The 19,416-nt window shown below is 68.3% G+C and carries 17 protein-coding genes; 2 read left to right on the forward strand and 15 right to left on the reverse strand.

Annotated features, from left to right (window positions below; translation table 11 throughout):
• Positions 1 to 41: 41 nt before the first annotated feature.
• Positions 42 to 989, reverse strand: coding sequence for a prolyl aminopeptidase (gene pip, locus RTY46_RS09340; protein ID WP_312707978.1), 948 nt, complete (start codon positions 987 to 989; stop codon positions 42 to 44).
• 79 nt (positions 990 to 1,068) lie between these two features.
• Here pip and RTY46_RS09345 point away from each other — a divergent pair, with 79 nt between their 5' ends.
• Positions 1,069 to 1,734, forward strand: coding sequence for a TraX family protein (locus RTY46_RS09345; protein ID WP_312707979.1), 666 nt, complete (start codon positions 1,069 to 1,071; stop codon positions 1,732 to 1,734).
• A gap of 4 nt (positions 1,735 to 1,738) precedes the next feature.
• On the opposite strand, the gene RTY46_RS09350 is transcribed toward RTY46_RS09345, so the two are convergent.
• The 6 genes from RTY46_RS09350 to RTY46_RS09375 are packed head-to-tail and all read right to left on the reverse strand — an operon-like array spanning position 1,739 to position 8,982.
• The gene (locus RTY46_RS09350; RefSeq protein WP_312707980.1) at positions 1,739 to 3,088 is read right to left on the reverse strand and encodes an AMP-binding protein; all 1,350 of its coding nucleotides are present in this window, start codon (positions 3,086 to 3,088) and stop codon (positions 1,739 to 1,741) included.
• A 10-nt stretch (positions 3,089 to 3,098) separates the two neighbouring features.
• Positions 3,099 to 3,680, reverse strand: coding sequence for a hypothetical protein (locus RTY46_RS09355; protein WP_312707981.1), 582 nt, complete (start codon positions 3,678 to 3,680; stop codon positions 3,099 to 3,101).
• A 2-nt stretch (positions 3,681 to 3,682) separates the two neighbouring features.
• On the reverse strand, positions 3,683 to 4,645 hold the full coding sequence (locus tag RTY46_RS09360) for a radical SAM protein (RefSeq protein WP_312707982.1): 963 nt from the start codon (positions 4,643 to 4,645) through the stop codon (positions 3,683 to 3,685).
• Positions 4,642 to 6,432 carry a hypothetical protein gene (locus tag RTY46_RS09365; RefSeq protein ID WP_312707983.1) on the reverse strand — a complete coding sequence of 597 codons (1,791 nt, stop codon included), beginning with the start codon at positions 6,430 to 6,432 and terminating at the stop codon, positions 4,642 to 4,644. Before RTY46_RS09365 ends, RTY46_RS09360 begins: the two co-directional genes overlap by 4 nt.
• Positions 6,429 to 7,400 (reverse strand): hypothetical protein, encoded by a 972-nt coding sequence (locus tag RTY46_RS09370; RefSeq protein ID WP_312707984.1) that lies wholly within the window; start codon positions 7,398 to 7,400, stop codon positions 6,429 to 6,431. Before RTY46_RS09370 ends, RTY46_RS09365 begins: the two co-directional genes overlap by 4 nt.
• Position 7,401: 1 nt before the next feature.
• The gene (locus RTY46_RS09375) at positions 7,402 to 8,982 is read right to left on the reverse strand and encodes an AAA family ATPase (protein WP_312707985.1); all 1,581 of its coding nucleotides are present in this window, start codon (positions 8,980 to 8,982) and stop codon (positions 7,402 to 7,404) included.
• A gap of 88 nt (positions 8,983 to 9,070) precedes the next feature.
• Between RTY46_RS09375 and RTY46_RS09380 the strand changes: the two genes are divergently transcribed.
• Positions 9,071 to 10,165 carry a crosslink repair DNA glycosylase YcaQ family protein gene (locus tag RTY46_RS09380; RefSeq protein WP_312707986.1) on the forward strand — a complete coding sequence of 365 codons (1,095 nt, stop codon included), beginning with the start codon at positions 9,071 to 9,073 and terminating at the stop codon, positions 10,163 to 10,165.
• On the opposite strand, the gene RTY46_RS09385 is transcribed toward RTY46_RS09380, so the two are convergent.
• From RTY46_RS09385 to RTY46_RS09420, 8 genes are all read right to left on the reverse strand, one after another.
• Positions 10,162 to 11,880: a PAS domain S-box protein gene (locus RTY46_RS09385; RefSeq protein WP_312707987.1), complete on the reverse strand. Its 1,719-nt coding sequence runs from the start codon at positions 11,878 to 11,880 to the stop codon at positions 10,162 to 10,164. The genes RTY46_RS09380 and RTY46_RS09385 overlap by 4 nt on opposite strands.
• A gap of 256 nt (positions 11,881 to 12,136) precedes the next feature.
• Complete coding sequence (locus RTY46_RS09390) at positions 12,137 to 12,694, reverse strand: AprI/Inh family metalloprotease inhibitor (protein WP_312707988.1); 558 nt, start codon at positions 12,692 to 12,694, stop codon at positions 12,137 to 12,139.
• A 75-nt stretch (positions 12,695 to 12,769) separates the two neighbouring features.
• On the reverse strand, positions 12,770 to 15,568 hold the full coding sequence (locus RTY46_RS09395) for a PAS domain-containing protein (protein WP_312707989.1): 2,799 nt from the start codon (positions 15,566 to 15,568) through the stop codon (positions 12,770 to 12,772).
• A gap of 73 nt (positions 15,569 to 15,641) precedes the next feature.
• Entirely contained in the window at positions 15,642 to 15,929 is a 288-nt protein-coding gene (locus RTY46_RS09400) for a hypothetical protein (RefSeq protein ID WP_312707990.1), read from the reverse strand.
• Complete coding sequence (locus RTY46_RS09405; protein ID WP_312707991.1) at positions 15,926 to 17,293, reverse strand: TFIIB-type zinc ribbon-containing protein; 1,368 nt, start codon at positions 17,291 to 17,293, stop codon at positions 15,926 to 15,928. The genes RTY46_RS09400 and RTY46_RS09405 overlap by 4 nt, the downstream gene beginning before the upstream one ends.
• 21 nt (positions 17,294 to 17,314) lie before the next feature.
• Positions 17,315 to 18,454 carry an SPFH domain-containing protein gene (locus RTY46_RS09410; protein WP_312707992.1) on the reverse strand — a complete coding sequence of 380 codons (1,140 nt, stop codon included), beginning with the start codon at positions 18,452 to 18,454 and terminating at the stop codon, positions 17,315 to 17,317.
• Between the two features lie 86 nt (positions 18,455 to 18,540).
• Positions 18,541 to 18,804, reverse strand: a complete 264-nt coding sequence (locus RTY46_RS09415) for a CD225/dispanin family protein (protein WP_312707994.1) — start codon at positions 18,802 to 18,804, stop codon at positions 18,541 to 18,543.
• A 73-nt stretch (positions 18,805 to 18,877) separates the two neighbouring features.
• Positions 18,878 to 19,411 carry a lipocalin family protein gene (locus RTY46_RS09420; protein ID WP_312707995.1) on the reverse strand — a complete coding sequence of 178 codons (534 nt, stop codon included), beginning with the start codon at positions 19,409 to 19,411 and terminating at the stop codon, positions 18,878 to 18,880.
• Positions 19,412 to 19,416: the final 5 nt, after the last annotated feature.

Raw genomic sequence — 19,416 nt, forward strand, 5'->3', positions numbered from 1 at the left:
CGCGCGACGTGCGGCCAACGGCATCCACGCGTGGCGTGGATCTACAAACCATCCGCGAACGTATCGGTCGCGCGGATCAGGGCATCGGTGGTGGCCGCTTCGGTTGCGCTGTGGCCGGACAGCACCATCTCCAGGCGCGCTTCCGGCCACGCCTGGGCGAGATCCCAGGCACTGCGGGCAGGGCAGATGATGTCGTAGCGCCCCTGCACGATCACCCCAGGCAGATGGCGAATTCGATCGACGTGGTGCAGCAGCTGCCCGTGTTCCAGGAACGCGTTGTGTCTGAAGTAGTGCGCCTCGATGCGGGCCTTGGCCAGGGTCCGCTGCGGGTCTTCAGCGGAGACGGCCTCGACATCGTGCAGCAGGGTGGCCGCATTGTCCTCCCAGCCCAGCCACGCCTGCGCCGCAGCGATGCGGATCTCCGGGTCGGGGCTGTCCAGCCGCTTCCAGTAGGCGCCGATCATGTCGCCGCGCTCGTTTTCCGGAATGAAGGCTTGGTAGCGGGCCCAGCGTTCCGGGAAGATCCAGCGCGCCCCGCCGTCGGCCTCGGCGAACCAGCGGTTCTCTTCGGCGCGGCCCAGGTAGACGCCGCGCACAATGACCCCGGTGGCCCGTTGCGGATGTGCCTGCGCATAGGCCAGCGCCAGCGTGGACCCCCACGAGCCGCCGAACACCAGCCAGCGCTCGATGCCCAGGTGTACGCGCACCTGCTCGATGTCAGACACCAGATGCGCGGTGGTGTTGTCGCGCAGTTCGCCGAAGGGCGTGGAGCGGCCACACCCTCTCTGGTCGATCAGCACGATGCGGTAGCGGGCGGGATCGAAGAAGCGACGGTGCACCGGTGATACCCCGGCACCGGGTCCGCCGTGCAGGAACACCACCGGCTGCCCCTGCGGGTTGCCGCATTCCTCGATATGCAGGGTATGCAGGGCATCCACCGCAAGCCTGTGCTCGTGGTAGGGTTCGATGGGCGGATAGAGAGTGCGCATGGCGGTACCTCACGTGCAGGACGCACAAGGATAGCCAGCCGTGGCACTATTTTGCGGCGCAACCCGGACCCACGTGCCGATGCAGGACGCTGCAGCTTCCCCGACCACGGTTCCCTACGCGTTGCCCAGCGGCACGCGCGAGGCGTTGAAGTGGCTGGCGCTGCTGTTCATGACCGGCGACCACGTAGCCAAGGTCGTCCATGGTGGCTACGTGCCGGTCGTGACCGAGCTGGGGCGAATTGCCTTTCCGCTGTTTGCACTGGTGATGGCGTGCAACCTGGCCCAGCCCGGCGCTGACCTGCGCAAGTCGATGCGCCGGTTGATCCTGTGGGGAGTGCTGGCGCAACCGCTGCACGCCTGGGCGGTCGGCGCCTGGCTGCCGGTGAACATCCTGCTGACGTTCGCCCTGGCGGCCGTTGCCATCCAGGCGCTGGCGCAGGACCGACCGTGGTGGCTGCTGCTGGCGGCCGGGGTTCTGCCGTTCTTCGTCGATTACCGCTGGGCCGGGGTGGGGCTGATAGTGCTGTGCTGGATCGCGTTCCGCCATCGGGTGTGGTGGTTGCCGCTGCCGGGCCTGGCAGCGGTATGCGCAATCAACGGCAACGGCTGGGCGCTGCTGGCGGTGCCGCTGGCAGGCGTGATGGCGCGCTGGCCCGTGCCGATTCCGCGTGCGCGGTGGTGGTTCTATGTGTACTACCTGGGGCATCTGGGGGTGCTTGCGGCATACGCGCAGCTGTTGCGTTGACCCGCTAACGTGCGTGGCTGTCCGGCAGATCGCTGCTGTACTGCAGCACCTTGTCCTGCTGCTGCAGCGGCAGCAGCGCCACCGGAAGGCCACCCAGCACGAGGGTCAGCCGCTGGATTGCCTCGTCGGCGTGCTGCAGCTCGGCCGGTGGCAGCGACAACTGCACAGCACCATCGCTTTGCTGGTGCACGACAAATCGAGACAGCGGCAAGGGTGCCAAGGCATGGGTCAGGTCGATGTTGTTGATCCAGCCGCCGAGCGCGGTGCGGAAGCGCACGGGGCGGCGGCCCTGCAGCTCGACGATCATCGGGGTGTCGCCGGCCATGGCCAGGGCGCCGCGGTCACCGGTGCGGTAGCGCAGCAGCGGCAGGCAGAAGTTGAAACCGCCGGTGAGCGTGATCTCACCCTCCTGCCCGGGCGGCAGGGGCCTGCCGTCGGCATCCAGGATCTCCACGAACATGCCCGGCTGCAGCAGTACGTGGCCGCCGGCATCGGCATCGAACACGGCCAGCGGGCCGGCTTCGTTCATGGAATACAGATCCAGCACCGGGCAGCGGAAGTGTTCGCCCAGCTGCTGGCGCAGCCCGCTGGACAGGGCCATGGACACCGACAGCAGGGCGCGTGGGCGGTGCTGCAATGGCAACTGCAGCAGCGCCGCGAATGAGATGGGATCGCCGGCGATCACCTCCGGCTGCATCTGGTCGATATAGCGGGTGCGATCGTCGGGATGGCGCCAGTCGTCAGGGTGCAGGTTGATCTTGGCCAGACCGGATTCGCCCATGGTCGGCGTGACCGACACGTAGGTGAAGCAGCGTTGCTGCATGCCCAGCAGCATTACCCCCATCTGCCCGGCGCCGTGCTGCAGGGTGATGCCGAAGCGGTGCAGTGCGCGCTTGTGGTAGGCCAGGTAGCGCGCGGCCACCACCGGGTGCGAGGGCAGCACCAGCGGATGTCCGGTGGTTCCGGTGGTGCGGAAGTTGATCATCCGCTGCAGCGGCACCGGATCGGGGACGAACTGGGCCACATCGGCGGCAAGATCGCCGCGGTGTACGCTGGCGATGGCATCGAAACGGGCAGGCCTGGACTGAGCCCGGTAGTGCGGCACCTGAGCGAAGGTGTTGGCCACGAATGCGTCGAGCCACGGTGGCTGCACGCCGGGCTGCCATTCGAAACGGGCCTGGCCGATGTCGCGTTCGTAGTCGTGCAGGGCAGCCACTTCCGCAGCCTGCAGGCGATTGCCGCTGGCGTTGCGGAACAGCGGCGCGGCGGGGTGCTCGCGCATGTGGCGCAGCATCGCCCGCCCACGGTCACTCAGGGTCGGGTAGCGGTCGGCGTCGCTGGGTTCGGCGCTCATGGCAACGGGCTCATTCCCGTGTCCACTTGTCGGCCGATTCTTCGGCGGCCTTGCGCGCCAGCGCTTCACGGATCGCCCGCGCGCGTGCTTCGCTGGCGCGGCTGGCATCGAGCAGGCGCTGCCGTTCCACGCCGCTGACTCGGGCCAGACGGTCGGCGGCCTGGGCGGCGGTTTCTCCGTCCGGCAGCAGACCCAGGCGGGCGATCGCGGTGCGGGCCAGCTCTTCGCGGCGCTCGGGTTCGAACACGAACTGCTCTGCCGCGGCGCTGGCGGCCAGCCCCGGCAACGCCTCGGCAAACAGGCCGGGCCAGTGCTCAGCCTGCAGCGGCACCTGCTGCCAGTGCGGATCGGCCAGCAGCCAGGCGGCCACGGCCGCCACGCTGAGCTGGTTGGCACTCACCCCCGGCAGCTCGCCGGACAGCGTCGCGCGCAGCGCAGGGGGCAGCGGCAGGCCACGCGCGGCGAAGACATCGCCGACCACGGCGGCGACGTGCACGCTGCCACTGCCTGCGCGCCGTGGTGGCGCAAGGAAATCCGGCGGGGTTTCCAGCAGGCGCCGCAGCAGCGTGTCCAGGGTGGGGCCAGCAGTCATGGTCATGTTCCGAATTTTGCAAACACCTGGGTGGAAGGACAATCGCTGCAGACCGTGGCCGGTCGCTCTCGTCGCTGCTGGCGCAGCCGCTCGCGCAGCGTACCGATGTCTTCGACCTGGCGCAGGTCGCTGCTGGCAATGGCATGGGTGTCCACGGTGAAGCTGCAGGCGCCGATGCGGCCCTGTTCGTCGATGAACAGGGTGGGTCGGCGTGCCTCGCATTCGGCCATTGGCAGTGCAATGCCCTGCGCGCTGGCCTGGAAGCGGTGCAGGTAGGCGTCGTGCGCATGCAGGCGCACGCCACGTCCGGCCAACCGCGGTACCAGCGCGGGCAGCTGCAGGCGCAGCTGCGCCACATCGGCAACGGTCAACGCTTGCTGGCGGTGGAACAGGGGCCGGTCGCGGCCGCCCAGCTGGTTGAAGGTGATCTCATCCACGCCCCACTTGGCCAGCTGCAGGCACAGCGCGGGAAAATGTTCGACCGTGGCATGCATCAGCACGACGTTGGCACGCAGGCGGGGGGCGGCCCGCGCACCACGCTGGCGGGCCAGGGCGCGGATGGCGCGCTCCAGCTTCAGCGCGCCGCCGGGCCAGCCACGCAGCGCGTCGTGCAACGCGCCGGGGGCGTCGATGCTGAAGGTGATCTCGTCGAAGGCATCGGCCAGCGCCGGCGCGGCCCCGTCCTGCCACGCACGGGTGCCGTTGCTGGTCATGCTGATGCGCAGGCCCTGTTGCCGAAGACGCTGTGACAGCGGCAGCAGGCCGGGCCAGAGCAGGGGCTCGCCACCCAGCCAACTGAGCAGCACCGGGTAACCGGTGCGCTGGTGATAGTCAGCGAACAGCCCGGCAACACGCTGCACTTCGTCGGCGGGCATGTGCACACGGGGTTGCGGGACCGTGCGGTCATAGGCGCAGAACCCACAGGCCAGGTTGCACAGTGTGGTCAGCCGCCAGAGGATGATCACCGCGGCGCACCCATGGCGCCAGGCGCATAGTGGCGCTGGGCGAAGGTGCGCGCGAACTGCAGCAGGTCGGCCATGTCGCGCACCACGTGGATATCCCAGCCTTCGCGCTGCGCGCGCAGCAGGTCCGCGGTCCAACCGGTGGCGGCGGCGGCCAGCTGCGCTGGCAGCGGGCTGTACAGATTCAGCGCCATGGTGCCGCCGCCGCGTGCGGCCTGCAGCGCATGGCGGGCGATGTCCCAGCCGCTGCCACCGCGTTCGTCCTGGCCGAACATCGTGGTGATGCCGTCGTCGGAGATATGCAGGATGTGCACGGCCCGATCGCGCGGCGTGCGCGCCGCGTAGGTATCGCGCAGGCGATGGATGGGAAAGGCGGTGCCACCGCCGAAGTAGCCGGTCAGCACGTGCAGGATGGCGTCTTCGCTGCGCACGAAGCCGTCGGTATGCAGGTGCTGGCGGGTGCCACTCCACAGGGTGGCCTGCACGCGCGCGCCGGCGCGCAGTGCCGACAGGGCGATGATGGCACCGGCCAGGGTCAGGAACGAGGTGTGCTGTTGCGGGTTGGGCATGGACCCGGAACTGTCCACGTACAGATCCAGGTCGACCGGTTCGTAGCTTGGCTCACGGCCGGGGGCCGGACCGTGCACGCGTTGCACCGTGGTGACGCCGGGAATGACGTGCGGCGATTGCAGTACCGATTGCAGCCAGTCCACCGCATCCAGTGCGTCGCCAGGCTCCCACGGTTCCAGGCCTTCGGGCAGCGCTTCCAGTGCCTGCGGCTGTGCTGCACTGGGGTAACGGATCAGATGGGGCAGGGCGCGCTCACGGTAGTAACGCACCGCAATCTGCTGGTCATCCAGGTCCAGGCCGGCCGCGCGCAGGATCTGCCCGTACTCGAACGGTTCCCGCATCTGCCCGCCCGTTGTGCCTGCGGCGGCGTCCTGCGGCCCTGCGGCAGTGCCGGAGTCGGCAGGTTCTTGGCTACCGCCGGTGATGCGCGGGTCATGCGCCGGGTGCAGGATCGGCGCCCGTTCGTCGTCCTCCAGGTGGCCCAGCCCAGCGGGCTGGCTGCCCTTGCCGGCATGTTGGGTGTCCATCAGCGCGTCCAGGCGTGCATCGGTCTGCGCCTGCAGCAGCCACGGCAGCAGCAGCGTGGCGAAGCGTGACGCACCGGCCATCCAGTCGCTGGCGTAGACGCGCACCACCCGCGCGCCCAGCCACGCGTCGGCATGTACCGCCGCATCGTCGGTCGAGCCGCCCAGTGCGCCGCGCGGCTGCTGCCACAGTTCCTCGTAGATGCCCATGTACAACTGCCAGACGGTGCTGGCCGGCGTCGTGGCGGCCTGCGCCAGACGGCGATAGATCGCATCCATGCGCAGCCCGTTCTGGCGCTGCAGGCGGTCGTTGATCAGCAGATCGGTGTAGAGGTTGGCCACCATCGGCGCGTGCGCTTCCAGCGTGGGCAGCGCGCGGCGGATGCGCGCCAGCAGGCGTGCGTGATCGCTGGCGGTGGCCGGGGCCAGTACGTGGTGGCCGATTTCGTGTGCCAGGATTTCCAGCGCGTAGGGGTGCAGGCCCAGCTGCTGCACCTGCTCAAGATCAATCACGATGCGTTGGTCGGCCAGGCGGATGGCGGCGAAGCTGCCGGTCAGCCCCTCTGCCGCTGCCTGCACGCGTGAATCGCACAGGCGTGGGTCCTGCAGCCGGGTGAAACGACTCCACGTGGCCAGCGCCTGCGGCCAGGCGTCCTGCCACACCTGCAGCGCATCAGGTAGCGGCGGCGGGTTCATTGCGGGGGCAGCACGTGCAGGCCGTGCGACCAGGCCGAGAACAGCACGATGCCTGCCTCACCGGCGCTGGCCTGCATTTCGTGGCGCACCGCTGTGACCGGCAGATGCCGTTGGGCCAGGGTTGCCGCGCTTGCCGCCGGCAGCGCCTGCGCCCGCGCAGCAGCGAACTCGTCTGCATGGGCCGGTAGCAGGGCCGCGCCGAACGCATCGGCCAGCAGCAGGAAATGCTGCTCGCCGCTGCGCACGACGAAGCCCTGCGCCGTGGCCCGCACCTGCGGCGGCGTGGGGAACGGACCGCCAAAACCACTGAACGCGCCCAGGCTGTGGCCGGCCGGGGTGCCGGGCTGTGGGTGGTACCAGCGGTCGGCGCGCAGTCGTTCGGGCAGCGCGTCTGCGCTGTCGGCCGCCGCTCCCAGCACGCCTGCGGCCAGCGCGGCCGGCAGGGCGTCGAGTGCGTGCAGGGCGGGCTCGCGCATCTGCGCCATGCCGGCGCGCCAGGCCGCCACCACGCCAAGCGTGCGCAGCTGCTGCACGCTGGCGCAGTGGGCGCCGTGGCGGGCCAGATTGTCGATCCATGCCTGCAGGTCCACGCCGGGTTGTTCTGCCATGCGCAGTACGGCATTGGCCACGGTGCCCAGCACGGCCTGCGGTTCGCGCCGCAACAGCGGGGCCAGGGTCGGCGCCAGGGTGCGCCAGGCGGTGTCCACCCACGGTTGGCGGGCGCGCGGCCCGGCCTGGCCGTGCGCCACCAGCTGCAGGCCCAGCTCGAAGGCGACCTCGCAGACGGCGCCGGTCGCGGCCGGGTCGTCGCCATCCACGGCCAGGCACAGCGGATCCAGTGTGTCGCGCACGAACTGGCTGAACGCACCCATGTCCAGGCTCGGCCAGCGGTGGCGTGCATCGGCCACCGATTGGTTGAACAACGCGCGCCGCGATGCCAGCAGTGAGGCCAGGGTCGGCGACACCATCTCAGCGTGCCCGCAGCCAGTGCAGGTAATTGGTGTAGCGCTGGTGCAGGTACTTCAGCTTCAACAGGTCGTCGTACAGGTGCCCGTACAGCTTGCGGCCCTTCACCCGTTCTTCCACCAGCCGTTCGATGCGGGTCAGGCGCTTGCGGGTTTCCCCTTCACTCAGACCGTCCAGCCCCTGCTCGAACTGGACAGACAGATCACCGACCGGGTCATCACGGTCCAGATCCAGCCGGTCGTATTCGGCGGTGGCGGCATCGAACAGCCAGCGCAGCCAGCTGAGGTGGTCAGCGCGGTAGGCCGCATTTTCCGGCAGGGCAAAGAACGGGGCGTCCGGGTCCGGCTGCAGCTTGTCGTTCAGCACGAACGGCAGTACCTGGCGCACGTCATCCAGTGTCACCGCGGTGTTGCCGCGGAAGTAGGCCATCGCCTTGGCGTACATCATCAGGGTCATCAGGTTGCGCACCGACAGGCCGTTGCGGGTCTGGCAGCCCAGGTCCTTCATGCGGTCACGCCCGCTGTCGGCGGCGGTCAACTGTGCCCAGTCCGCGCCGGCCAGCCGGGCGGTGTCCTTGGTCATGTATTCGAACTGTGCACCCGCGGTTTCCATCAGCTCGAACTGGCTGCAGAAGAACTCGATGCGGCGGCGGACATCCTGCGGGACCTCCACCGCGCGGATGTCCTGCAGCAGCTGGTCGCCCTCGGCTTCGGTGAAGATGATGTCGCGCGGCACGACCTCTTCCGGACGGATGTCCTGTTCGATGCGCAGCAGCATCTCTTCCAGGAAGCGCGGATTGAAGGCCAGCGCCTGCACCACCACGTCGATGCGGTCGCGCAGGGCTTCGATCACCTGGTACGTGCCGCCGCCGCGGTCGTCGTTGGCGGTCAGGTACCAGGCCGATTCCGGGCACTCGTACACGTGGTTGAGGATCTCGGCGTAGTTGTCGCCCATCACCGTCAGCAGCGCGCTCTGGGTGCGGGTGGGAATGCGGTTGTATTCGTCGATGATCTTCACCCGCATGCTCAGCCAACTGCGCCAGGCAATGCGGATCTGGCTCATGTCCTGGGCGGCCACCAGATCGGCCGGCAGGGGATTGCCGAGCAGATCGGCGATGGTCATCTGCGGGTGCCCATGCTGCATGGCGCGGCGCACTTCGCGCACCGGGTAGCCGGCCAGTACGCCCATCAGGATGGCGCTGGCGGTCTTGCCGCGGCCGGGCCCGCCCACGAACAGGCACTTGCGCCGTGTGGCAAAGGTCAGCAATGGCAGCAGCACGTAACTGGAATAGCTCTGCGCCGACGGCAGCGTGAGTGCACGGCGGCTGTCGCCCACCGCGAAGCGGGCCGACGGCCCGTCGTGGTATTCGATGTCGTAGTGCGGGCTGATGATCGCGTTGTTCACGATCCAGAAGTAGGCCTGGCGCAGTTTCTCATCCAGCGCCAGCGGCGCGGCGTCGGCGTCGCCGGGAAGTGCCACCGGGCCGGCGTACAGGTCGGCCACATCGAAACTGCGTGGTGCCGGTTCGGCGCGCGGATTGGTCGGCGCCTGCGACAGGCGCTGGAACAGATTGAACGGGGGCACGCAGATCCTTGGGTGACGGCCTGCCCGGATTGTAGAACGGCTGCGCGGCACACCACCACGCCGCGTGGCTGCGGCTCTAGAATGTGGCATGGCTCTGTCGCCCACGCTGGAACAGCTGCGCCGCTATGCGGTGGCGCGCACCCTCTTCACGCCTACCACCTTGATGGGGGCGATCCGGCGGCTGGGCTTCGTGCAGGCCGATCCGATCCGGGCGCCGGCGCGGGCGCAGGACCTGACCCTGCGGCACCGGGTAAAGGACTACCGCGCCGGCGATCTGGAGCGGCGCTACGCGCGCTTGCCCGTCGAGGAGGATTGCCTGGTGAACTACGGCTTCCTGCCGCGCGAGCATCTGGCCCTGATGCACCCGCGCGTGCCCAGGCGCGCCTGGGATCCGGCCACGCGGCGCCGCGCCGAACAGGTGCTGGCGTTCGTGCACGAACACGGCACGGTGCACCCGCGGCAGGTGGACCAGGCGTTCGCGCACGGCCGGGTCACCAATTACTGGGGCGGCACCAGCAATGCCAGCACGCAGCTGCTGGATGGCATGCATTACCGGGGTCTGCTGCGGGTGCAGCGGCGTGACAGCGGCACGCGGATCTACGCGCCGGCGGTGCACGCGCTGTCGGAAGCCGATGGCCCGACCGCGCAGCAGCGTGCCGAGGCATTGCTTGCCCTGGTCGTGCGCAAGTACGCGCCGCTGCCCGCGGCCAGCCTGACCTATCTGGTGCGGCTGCTGGGCTATGGCGCGCCGCACCTCGCTGCGCCGCTGAAGCAGGCCCTGCGCGATGCGCGTTCGCAACTGGGCAGCTGCACGCTGGACGGCACGGTCTGGTACTGGCCGGCCGACGAGAACCCGCGCGCGCGGCGGCATGCGGTGGATGAGGCCGTGCGGCTGCTGGCGCCGTTCGATCCGGTGGTGTGGGACCGGCGCCGGTTCGAGCAGCTGTGGGGGTGGGTCTACCGGTTCGAGGCCTACACGCCTGCGCCCAGACGGCGCTTCGGCTATTACGCCCTGCCCGTGTTGTGGCACGAGCAGGTGATCGGCTGGGCCAATGTCAGCGTGGCCGACGGCCAGCTGCTGCCACAGTTCGGCTACGTCAGCGGCGCCGCGCCGCGCGGGGCGGCCTTCGCCAATGCGCTGGACGACGAGCTGCAGCTCATGACCCGTTTCCTGCTGGATTAGCGCGGGCCGTCGCCATCGCGAGGGGCGCGTCGTACCCGTGCGCGCGCACGGTACAGGTGGTCGTCGGCACGATGGATGGTATCGGCCACGCTTTCACCCGGCACGTGCTGGGCCGCGCCCATCGAGAATGCGCACGGGGAATCGCTGGCATGGTCGCTGTAAAAGCGCTCCAGTTCCTGCAGTCGTGCCGGATCTGCGTTGGCGGAGACCACCAGGAATTCATCGCCACCCAGCCGCACCACGGCTTCTTCCTTGCCCAGCGGGGTGCGCAGGAAGGTGGCGAAGCCCACCAGGATTGCATCGCCGCGGCGGTGGCCTTCGCTGTCGTTGATCTGCTTGAAGTGGTCCAGGTCGAACACCAGGCAGGCCCACGCTTGGCCGGTCTGTGCTTCCAGGGTGTGCAGGAAGCGCCGGTTGTTGCACTGGGTGAGCGGGTCCTTGAAGGACAGGTCGCGCAGCTGCTGTTCCTGGGTGCGCAGGGCGGTGACGTCCTGCGCGTGGCCCAGCACGTACGGCGGCTGCGCTTCCGAATCGAGCACGTTGTGGTAGGCCCAGTAACGCCGGGTGCCATCGGCGGCGATCAGTTCGATCACGCCCGAATCGGTGTGGTTGGCGGTGATGCGGCGCAGATAGGCGGCGAAGTGGTCCTGCTTGTCCCCGGGCATGAACTCGCCCAGGCTGCGGCCGACCACGTGCGCTTCGTCGTAGCCCAGCGACTGCATGGCCGCTGGGTTCACCGAGGTCAGCGTGCCATCCAGGGTGTGGGTGCAGATCAGCCCCAGGCTGTAGTGGAACAGGCGGCGGTAGCGCACCTCGCTGGCTTCCAGCGCGTCGCGGGTGCCGCGTTCTTCGGTGATGTCCTGGATGGCACCGACCAGGCGCTGGTGGCCTTCGACAATCTGCCGGTTGCCGACTACCCGCACCCAGATGTCGCGGCCATCGGCAGTGGTCATGGGCAGCTGCAGTTCGTAGGGCGTGCCTTCGTCCACGCAGCGCTTCACCGCAGTCTGGATGATGCCGCGTGTGTCGGGCCGGTAGAACGACAATGCGGTCTCCAGCGTGGGCTCGTGGCTGGATCGCACGCCATGGATCTGTTTGGTTTCGCGTGTCCAGCGCACCTCGCCGGTGCCCAGCTCCAGCTCCCAGCCGCCCACCCGCGCGGCGGTATTGGTGCGCTCCAGGAAGTCTTCGCTGCGTTTCAGTTCCCGGTGCAGCACGCGGGCCTGTTCCACCTGTGCCAGCAGCGCGCTGCGCTGTTCCAGCACCTGGGTGGTGACGCGGCCCAGGTGCACCATCAGCTCGCGCTGCGAGGGCGAGAGCACGCCGGGCAGGGTGTCGAGCAGGCACAGCGTGCCGATCTGCGCGCCCTGCGCGGTTTGCAGCGGAATGCCGGCATAGTGACGGATGCGCGGGCCGCCCAGCACCAGCGGGTTCTGCTGGAAGCGCGGGTCCTGGCGTGCATCGGGCACTTCCATCAAGCCCTGCTGTTCGACGGCGTGGGTGCAGAAGGAGATGTTGCGCGGGGTTTCGCAGGTGCCTTCCAGACCGATGTTGGCCTTGAACCACTGTCGGTCCCGCGCTACCAGCGAGATCAGGCCGGTTGGCATGCCGGTGGCGGCGCGCGCGGCGGCCACGATGGCATCAAATACGGGTTCCGGGGCGGTATCGAGCACACCCAGGCGATTGAGCTCTTCAAGTCGGGCGACTTCATCCATGGCAAGCGCGTGCTGTGAAGGAAAGTGTGGTACTGCGACCTGCGGTCCGATCCTGACGATGGGCGGGTTATGCTGGTGCGTAAAACCGTGAAGCGTGCGTCAATGCCTGCATACGGCGCATTGACGCAGTTCACGAAGCGCGGCAGCCGCACGCGCTCGGTTGCGTTGCGGTTTTCAACGGCTCGACGGTGCAGTGGCGATGCATGCCGCGCATGACGCCCTGAGGGCTGTCGTAGGCAGCGCGCGGCGCGTGGCATCAGCGCGATCGCTGGGGGTTGAGGTAGAGGCGACCATCATCGGCCAACCGGCGGCCTGACCAACGGCCGCTGCCACTCTGACGGAAGCGCGCGATCACCGTGTTGTTGGTGTCGGTCAGCAGCAGATCGTTGCCAGAAAGCAGCCAGCGGTTCACCGAGAACACGCCATCGGGGCAACCCGCCGGCACCCAGGCACGGTAGCCCCCGAACCAGGTGCTGTCCTTCAGTACGATGGTGCAGCTGTTGCCGCCTTCCTGGCCCAGCGTCCACTGCCCGAACAGATCGCGTTCGTCCACATCGTCGCGCCGATGGCGTGCGGCATGCCCCCAGTCATCACCGCGGTTGTCAGCCCAGCCGTCGTCACCGGCGGCGTCGATGCCGATGTCCAGCTCGCTGCTGGTCGTGCGTGACTGCCTGGTTTCGCTGGAGGTGGTCGTGGTCGTGCGGGTCTGTTCGCCCTGCGCGGGCGGGGCCTGCTGCGCGGCGACGGCCAATGGGCCGGCCAGGGCCAGGATGGACGACATCAGCAGCAGCATGGGACGGGTGCGGATCACCATGTTCGGTGCCTTGTTGGGAGCGGCGGAAGGGCGCACGCGCCCAGCGTGGTCCCGGCCCTGCATCGGTGGTGTGAACTAGCCGGTCTGCGCCAGCGCAACCCGTACACGGGTGGCCAGTTCATCGATGGTGAAGGGCTTGCCGATCAGCTGCACCCGCGCGTCCAGCACGCCGTCGTCCACCAGCGCATTGCGGCTGTTGCCAGTGGCATACAGCACCTTCAGCTGCGGGTGCCGGGCCAGCGCCTGCTCGGCCAACTGGCGACCGTTGACCTCCGGCATCACCACGTCGGTGAACAGCAAGGCGATGGACGGATGGGCATCGAGCAGGGGCAGGGCACTGGCAGCGCCGTCGGCCGATAACACCTCGTAGCCCAGTTCGGTGAGCGCATCGACCGAGAAGCGGCGCACCGCCTCATCGTCGTCCACCACCAGGATGCGTTCGGCCGCGCCGCTGGGGGGCGCGGCCTGGCTGCGCGCGGGCGGGCGCACCGACGGTGTCGCCTCGCCCAGCAGGCGCGGCAGGTAGACGCGCACGCAGGTGCCGTTGCCGGGGCTGGAATCGAGCGCCACGTGGCCCGCCGACTGCTGGACGAAACCATACACCTGTGACAGCCCCAGCCCGGTGCCCTGGCCCACGTCCTTGGTGGTGAAGAACGGATCGAAGGCGCGCGCCTGCACGTCCGGCGCCATGCCGGTGCCGGTGTCGCTGACCGCGATCAGCACGTAATCGCCGGCCGGAATGCCGGGATGGGAGGCCGCATTGCCGATGTCGATGCGGCAGTTGCCGGTCTCGACCTTCAGGCGGCCACCGCCAGGCATGGCGTCGCGGGCATTCACGGCCAGGTTGAGGATCACGTTTTCCAGCTGGTTGGCGTCGGCATGGGTCCACCACAGATCGCGGCCCAGTACCGTTTCCAGGCGGATGCTGCTGCCCAGCGAATGCACCAGCAGGTCGCTCATGCCGGCCAGCAGGTGGTTGCTGTCGAGCGCCACCGGCTGCAGCGGCTGCTGCCGCGAGAACGCCAGCAGGCGCTGGGTCAGCTGCGCGGCGCGCTGCGCGCCATCCAGTGCCATGTCGATGTAGCGGTGGGCGCGGCTGTCGCCGCGGTCGATGCGCAGTGCCAGCAGGTCCAGCGGGCCGATGACGGTGGCCAGCATGTTGTTGAAGTCATGGGCAATGCCCCCGCTGAGCTGGCCGACCGCTTCCATCTTGCGGCTCTGGCGCAGGGCATCTTCCACCCGCAGGCGTTCGGCCACTTCGGCGTGCACGCGCGCTTCCAGCTGTTCGTTCAGTTCCTGCAGACGCGCGTCGGCGGCTTTGCGGCGGGTGATGTCGATGGCCACGCCCAGTATGCGCACGCACTGCCCGTGCTCGAACATGCCGCGGCCCTTGGCCGCCACCCAGCGCACGATGCCGTCTTCCTTGCCGACGGTGCGGTACTCCACATCGTAGCTGGCACGGCGGGCCGGATCGGCGGCGGCCGCCAGCGCGGCCAGGGTGGCGTCGCGGTCGTCGGGGTGCAGGCCGGCGCGGAAGTCGTCCATCGTTACGTGTGCGCCGGCGGAGATGCCGAACATGGCCTTGGTACGGGCCGGCCAGATCAGCAGGTCGCGCACCAGGTCCACATCCCAGAAGCCTTGTTCACTGGCCTCGGTGGCCAGGCGCAGGCGCTCTTCGCTGTCGGCCAGCGCCGCTTCGGCGGCCTTGCGCGCGGACAGGTCCAGCATGGCGCCGATCATGCGCAGGGGCTGGCCCTGTGCATCGCGCAGCACGGCGCCGCGGTCCAGGACGTCGGCGTAGCTGCCATCAGCGCGGCGGAAGCGGTACTCGTCCGTCCAGGCGCTGCCTTCTCCTTCGATCACGGCGTGGATGCTGGCATCCACCCGCGCGCGGTCGTCAGGATGGATATGGTCCAGCCACCATTGCGCGGTGGAGGACTTCACCGCGTGGCCGAACAAGGTGCTGACCGCTTCGTTCCAGATCACATGGCCATCGACGATGCGCCAGTCCCAGATGGCATCGTTGGTGGCCTGCGCGGCCAGCCGGTAGCGTTCCTCGATATCCAGGCGCTCGGCCTCGGCCGCCTTGCGGTCGGTGATGTCCAGCGAGGTGCCGACCAGCCCGATGACGGTGCCATCGGCATCGCGCAGCGGCGCCTTGGTGGACAGCCACCAGGCTTGCCGGCCATCGGCGAAACTGATCTTTTCTTCCAGCTGTTCTGTGCGGCCACTGGCCATGATGCGTTCGTCGGTGGCCATCACCGCCGCGGCCTGCGCGGGGTCGCCCAGCAGTTCGGCGTCGGTGCGGCCCACGTACTGCTGCGGGGGCAGGCCGATCAGTTCGGTGGCGCCGTGGTTGCCCATCAGCAGCCGGCCCTGGCGGTCTTTGGCGTACATCACACCGGGCGCGGCTTCCATGAACGAGCGCAGCAGCGCCTGTGCCTGGTCGCGCTCGGCCTGCACGCGCAGGCGCTCGTCAATGTCGATCAGCACGCCAGGGAAACCGGTCGCGCGACCGCTGGCATCGCGCTCGATCCGGCCGATGCCTTCCAGCCAGTGGTACTGCCCATCTTCACCACGCGCCCGGTAGGGGTGGGCGAAGCGGTCGCCATGGCGCACGGCGGCGTCGATGGCGGCGGTCAGCCCGGGCAGGTCGTCGGGGTGGATGGCGCCCAGCACGTCGTGCAGCTGCAGCTTCTGCCCGGCCAGTGCCGGGTCCAGGCCAAAAGCGCGGGCCAGGTAGGCGTCCACGGTCAGCTGGTCGTTGGTTACGTCCCAGAACCAGGTGCCGACGATGGCGCCGGCAGCCAATGCCATGTTCACGCTGGCAGCGGCGCGTGCCGCAGGGGAATCATTCAGGGGCGCAGCGTTCAAGGGTGTCTCGGCGGAAACGAAAGGGCCCCGGCCAGGCGTGGCCGGGGCGCCAGTCTAGAGCAGCGCGGTGTCGTCAGGGCGTGGTGCCCGGTGGCCCGTTGCGCTCGGGATCGGGCGCGACCCGTGCCACCCGTTTGCGGTACTCGTGCACGTTGTCACCGCGCACGCGCCGCTCCTGGGTGCCGGTGATGCTGTCCACCCGCCGGTCCGAGCCGGTAACCGGCTTGGCGTCGATCTCGGTTTCGTGCTCGAACCCGTGCGACTTGTCGGTGTTGCGGTAGTAGCGGTACAGCGCCCAGTACAGCGCCGTGGCGCCTGCCGGGCCTGCAGCCAGCAACCAGAGACCAGCGTCATCACTCATGTCGTTGCCACCAGGAAGGCGATTGCGAGGGCTTCGATGATCGTGCCGGTGGTGAGCGCGGCCAGCAGCAGTTTCCACTGCTGCACCGGCACGCTGCCCATGGTTTCACCGGTGCGGCCGTTCACCGCGATGTAGTGCAGCATGCCGCCGTTGCGGCCGGGCTGGTGGTACGAATACAGCCAGACCGGCAGGTACATCGCCACCCAGCGGGTGCCATGCACCTGCAGCTGTTCCTGTTCCCAGCGCACGCCACGGTCATAGCGGTTCACGCTGCGCTCCACCTGCGCGCGGGCGATCGACAACAGCTGGTCTTCCAGCCGCGGCCGCAGCTTTTCCACGTCCAGGTCGCGCTTTTCCGAGGTGAAGCCGGCCAGGTAGGAGGCGTTCCACTTCACCGCGTTCTTGGTATCGAACGGCAGGATGGTGTTGATGATGTTGTTGGTGTTGGCGCGGGTGTCCAGGTTGCCGCGGTCGGCCGAGGATTCCAGCGGCAGATCATCCACGGTGAAATCCACCTGGCGTTCCACCTGATAGATGTCGGCGTCGTAGTAGGTCTGTTTGTTCTTTTCCGTGCCGCGGGTGTATTCGCGGGTCTTGATCTCACCCTTGCCGGCCACTGCCGCGCTCACATTGCCGTCCACGATCATGTAGGGCAGGTACACGCCCACCACGTTTTCCGGGGTGAACTGGTCCTTGAACGCCTTCAGCGCGAACATGCGCCGCTTGTCCACGAACTGGCGGATACGGGCGACGGCGTCGTCCTTGCTGATATGGAACGGCAGCACGGCGTCAGGCACCGCGCCGTTGGCAACCTGCTCGTTTACCCCGAACACGTGCCGGCACCAGTGGCAGCGGGCGGTCATGGTGCTTTCGGTATTGACCGTCACTTCGGCGCCGCAGCCGGTGCACTTGAAGGTCATCAGTGCCGACAGGTCGGCATCGATGTCGCGCGCGCCGCTGGCGATCACCGTGCCGCGAAGCTCGCCGATGGCCTCGCCCAGGCCGAAGGCTTCCTCCACGCGGGCGCCGTGCCATTCGTGACGGCAGAACTGGCAGACCAGGATGTCGGTGCCCAGCCGTGGCCGGATGTCGGTGGCGCCACACTTGGGGCAGCGGTTCAGGCCGTCCTTCAGTTCGCTGGCCGAGGTGTCGATGGCCAGCGGGTCGGGCGCCTCGATCTCATCGCGGATCGCCTGCGGAAGCTTCGAGGTGTCCAGCGGGAAGCTGCTGGGTGGCGGCGGGACATTCTGCGGCGAGCCGGGGCCATCCAGCGGCGCCCCTGGCAGGGGCGGCGGCGTGGGTGCGGCGGGCGGCACGGGGGGCAGGGGCGGCGGGGGCGGCGGGCTGTTGCGTGGATCGGACATGGTGATGGTCGGTCCTGCCGCTTACAGCCCCAGCGCCTTGGCCTTCAACGCGTCGTAGTCGCTCTGCGTGATCAGGCCCAGGTCCAGCATTTCCTTGGCCTTCTTCAGCTTGGCCACCGGGTCTTCCGCCGCTGGTGCGGTGGGCTGCTGCAGGTTGCCGGCACCGAACATGCCCGAGGCCATGCCCACGCCCACCAGCCCGGCCGCACCGCCGTTCTCGCCGGCCGACTGGATGCCCTGGGCCACGCTGGCCTGCAGGTTGGAATTGCCGCGCGCACCGGACAGCGCATCAGCGCGCTGCACGGTCTTCAGCAGTTCGCGGGTGTTGGCGTCGTACTCGATGGAGACGATGGCCGTCTTGACGATGGCCAGGCCGCGATCGCTCTGCCACTGGTAGGCCTGTTCCACCGCGGCCGACAGGCTCTGCGCGAAGCCGATCGAATCCTGCTGCAGCCTGGTGATGCGGTTGCCCTTGGCCGGGTCGTTGCTGTACAGGCTGAAGGCCGGCGCCAGCGAACCCACCACTTCATTGAACAGCTGGGTGGCGGCGGCATTGTCCATGTCGGTGAAGTCGAACACCTGGCCCGGCTGCAGGTAGCTGGCCGGCACGAAGTTCTTTACGAACAGGATCGGGTCGACGATCTTCAGCGTGTACGAGCCACGGGTGACCGCACCGACCTGGGTATTGAGGAAGGCATCGTCCCAGTAGATCTCCGACTGGGTGCCGAAACGGTTGTCCGGCAGTTCCTTCAGTGAAACGAAGAACGCCGCCTGCTGCGAACCGGGCTGGCCGCCGAACTTGAAGCGTTCCCAGCTCTGCTTGATGAAGGTGCTGACCAGCCCATCGCCGGCGAAGATCGACTGCGAGTTCAGGTCGTCCGAGCGCCATTCATAGCCACCGGGTTCGGCGACGAACGCGGTGATGGCACCGTCCTGGAACAGCAGCAGGCCGTAGCCTTCGGGCACGACGATCTTCGAGCCGTTGCTGATGATGTTGGACGAACCGCTGGTGTTGGATCCGCGCCCGGCATTGGTGCCACGCGGTACGGCCGCGAACAGCGCCGCCGTGGACGGCAGGCCCGTCGGCACGGTGTAGAAATCCTTCCACTGGTCGGCCAGAACACCGCCTACCGCACCCTTCACCGCCTGTACCAGACCCATGACCTGCTCCGTGTGGTTGTCTGGGCAGACTATATATCAGCGCGGGCAGGCCGCGTTGGGGGTGGAAACCACCCCCGGTACGGCGGTTACATCAGGGCCCGGTTGATCAGGCCCCAGCCGATCAGCACCACCAGCAGGGCCGGCAGGGTCACGAACGAGGCGATCATCCAGCGCAGGGCCTTGCGCGAGGTGACGGCGGCCGGACCCATCTGCCCGGTGGCCTTCAGCGACGAGGTCTTGTTCGCGTAGATGGTAGCTACGATGCCGAAGGGCCAGAAGCCGCAGAAGATGCTCAGGATGGCGGCGAACAGGTAGTCCTTGGGCGGATTGGCGGGTGCTGCATTCTCCATGAAAACGTTTCCTCCATTTTGGAGGCGCGATTATGGTGCAGCCCATTGGCCTTGGGAACGGCACTTCGCGTTCCTAGCGCACGGATTGAGGCACCCGTCGCAACTTGCTGATGTCATAGCCCATTGCCTGTATGCGGGCGACCGCCTGCTGGTACTGGGCCTCGCTGACCTGCGGGGTGCGGGCCATGTACCACACGTAGTCACGCTTGCTGCGGCCAACGATGGTCTGCCGGTAGTCTCCATCCACCCAGGCGATGATGTATTCGGCCTGGATCGGCCACACGAACTGCATGCCCCAGACCGCGCCGGCACCTTCTTTCTCCACCCGGCCGATCGGGTGCATGGTCTTCTGCGGCGCCTGGAAACTGCCTTTGCGGTAGGTGAAAGTGGTCTGGATGCGGCCATCGGGGCGCGGTGCGTAGCTTTCCACGGCATCGAATGCCTCGCGCTCGGGCCACGAGGGAATGTGAGCGATCACATACCAGTCACCCATGAAACGCGGTACATCCACCGACGCCGGGCGCGGCAGGGGGCGGGTGTCCTGGCTGCTGCAGCCGGTACCGAACAGGGCCACGGCCAACAGCGAAAACAGCGGGGGCATGCGCATGGTGG

The organism is Stenotrophomonas sp., from assembly GCF_032056425.1.
Classification (GTDB): domain Bacteria; phylum Pseudomonadota; class Gammaproteobacteria; order Xanthomonadales; family Xanthomonadaceae; genus Stenotrophomonas.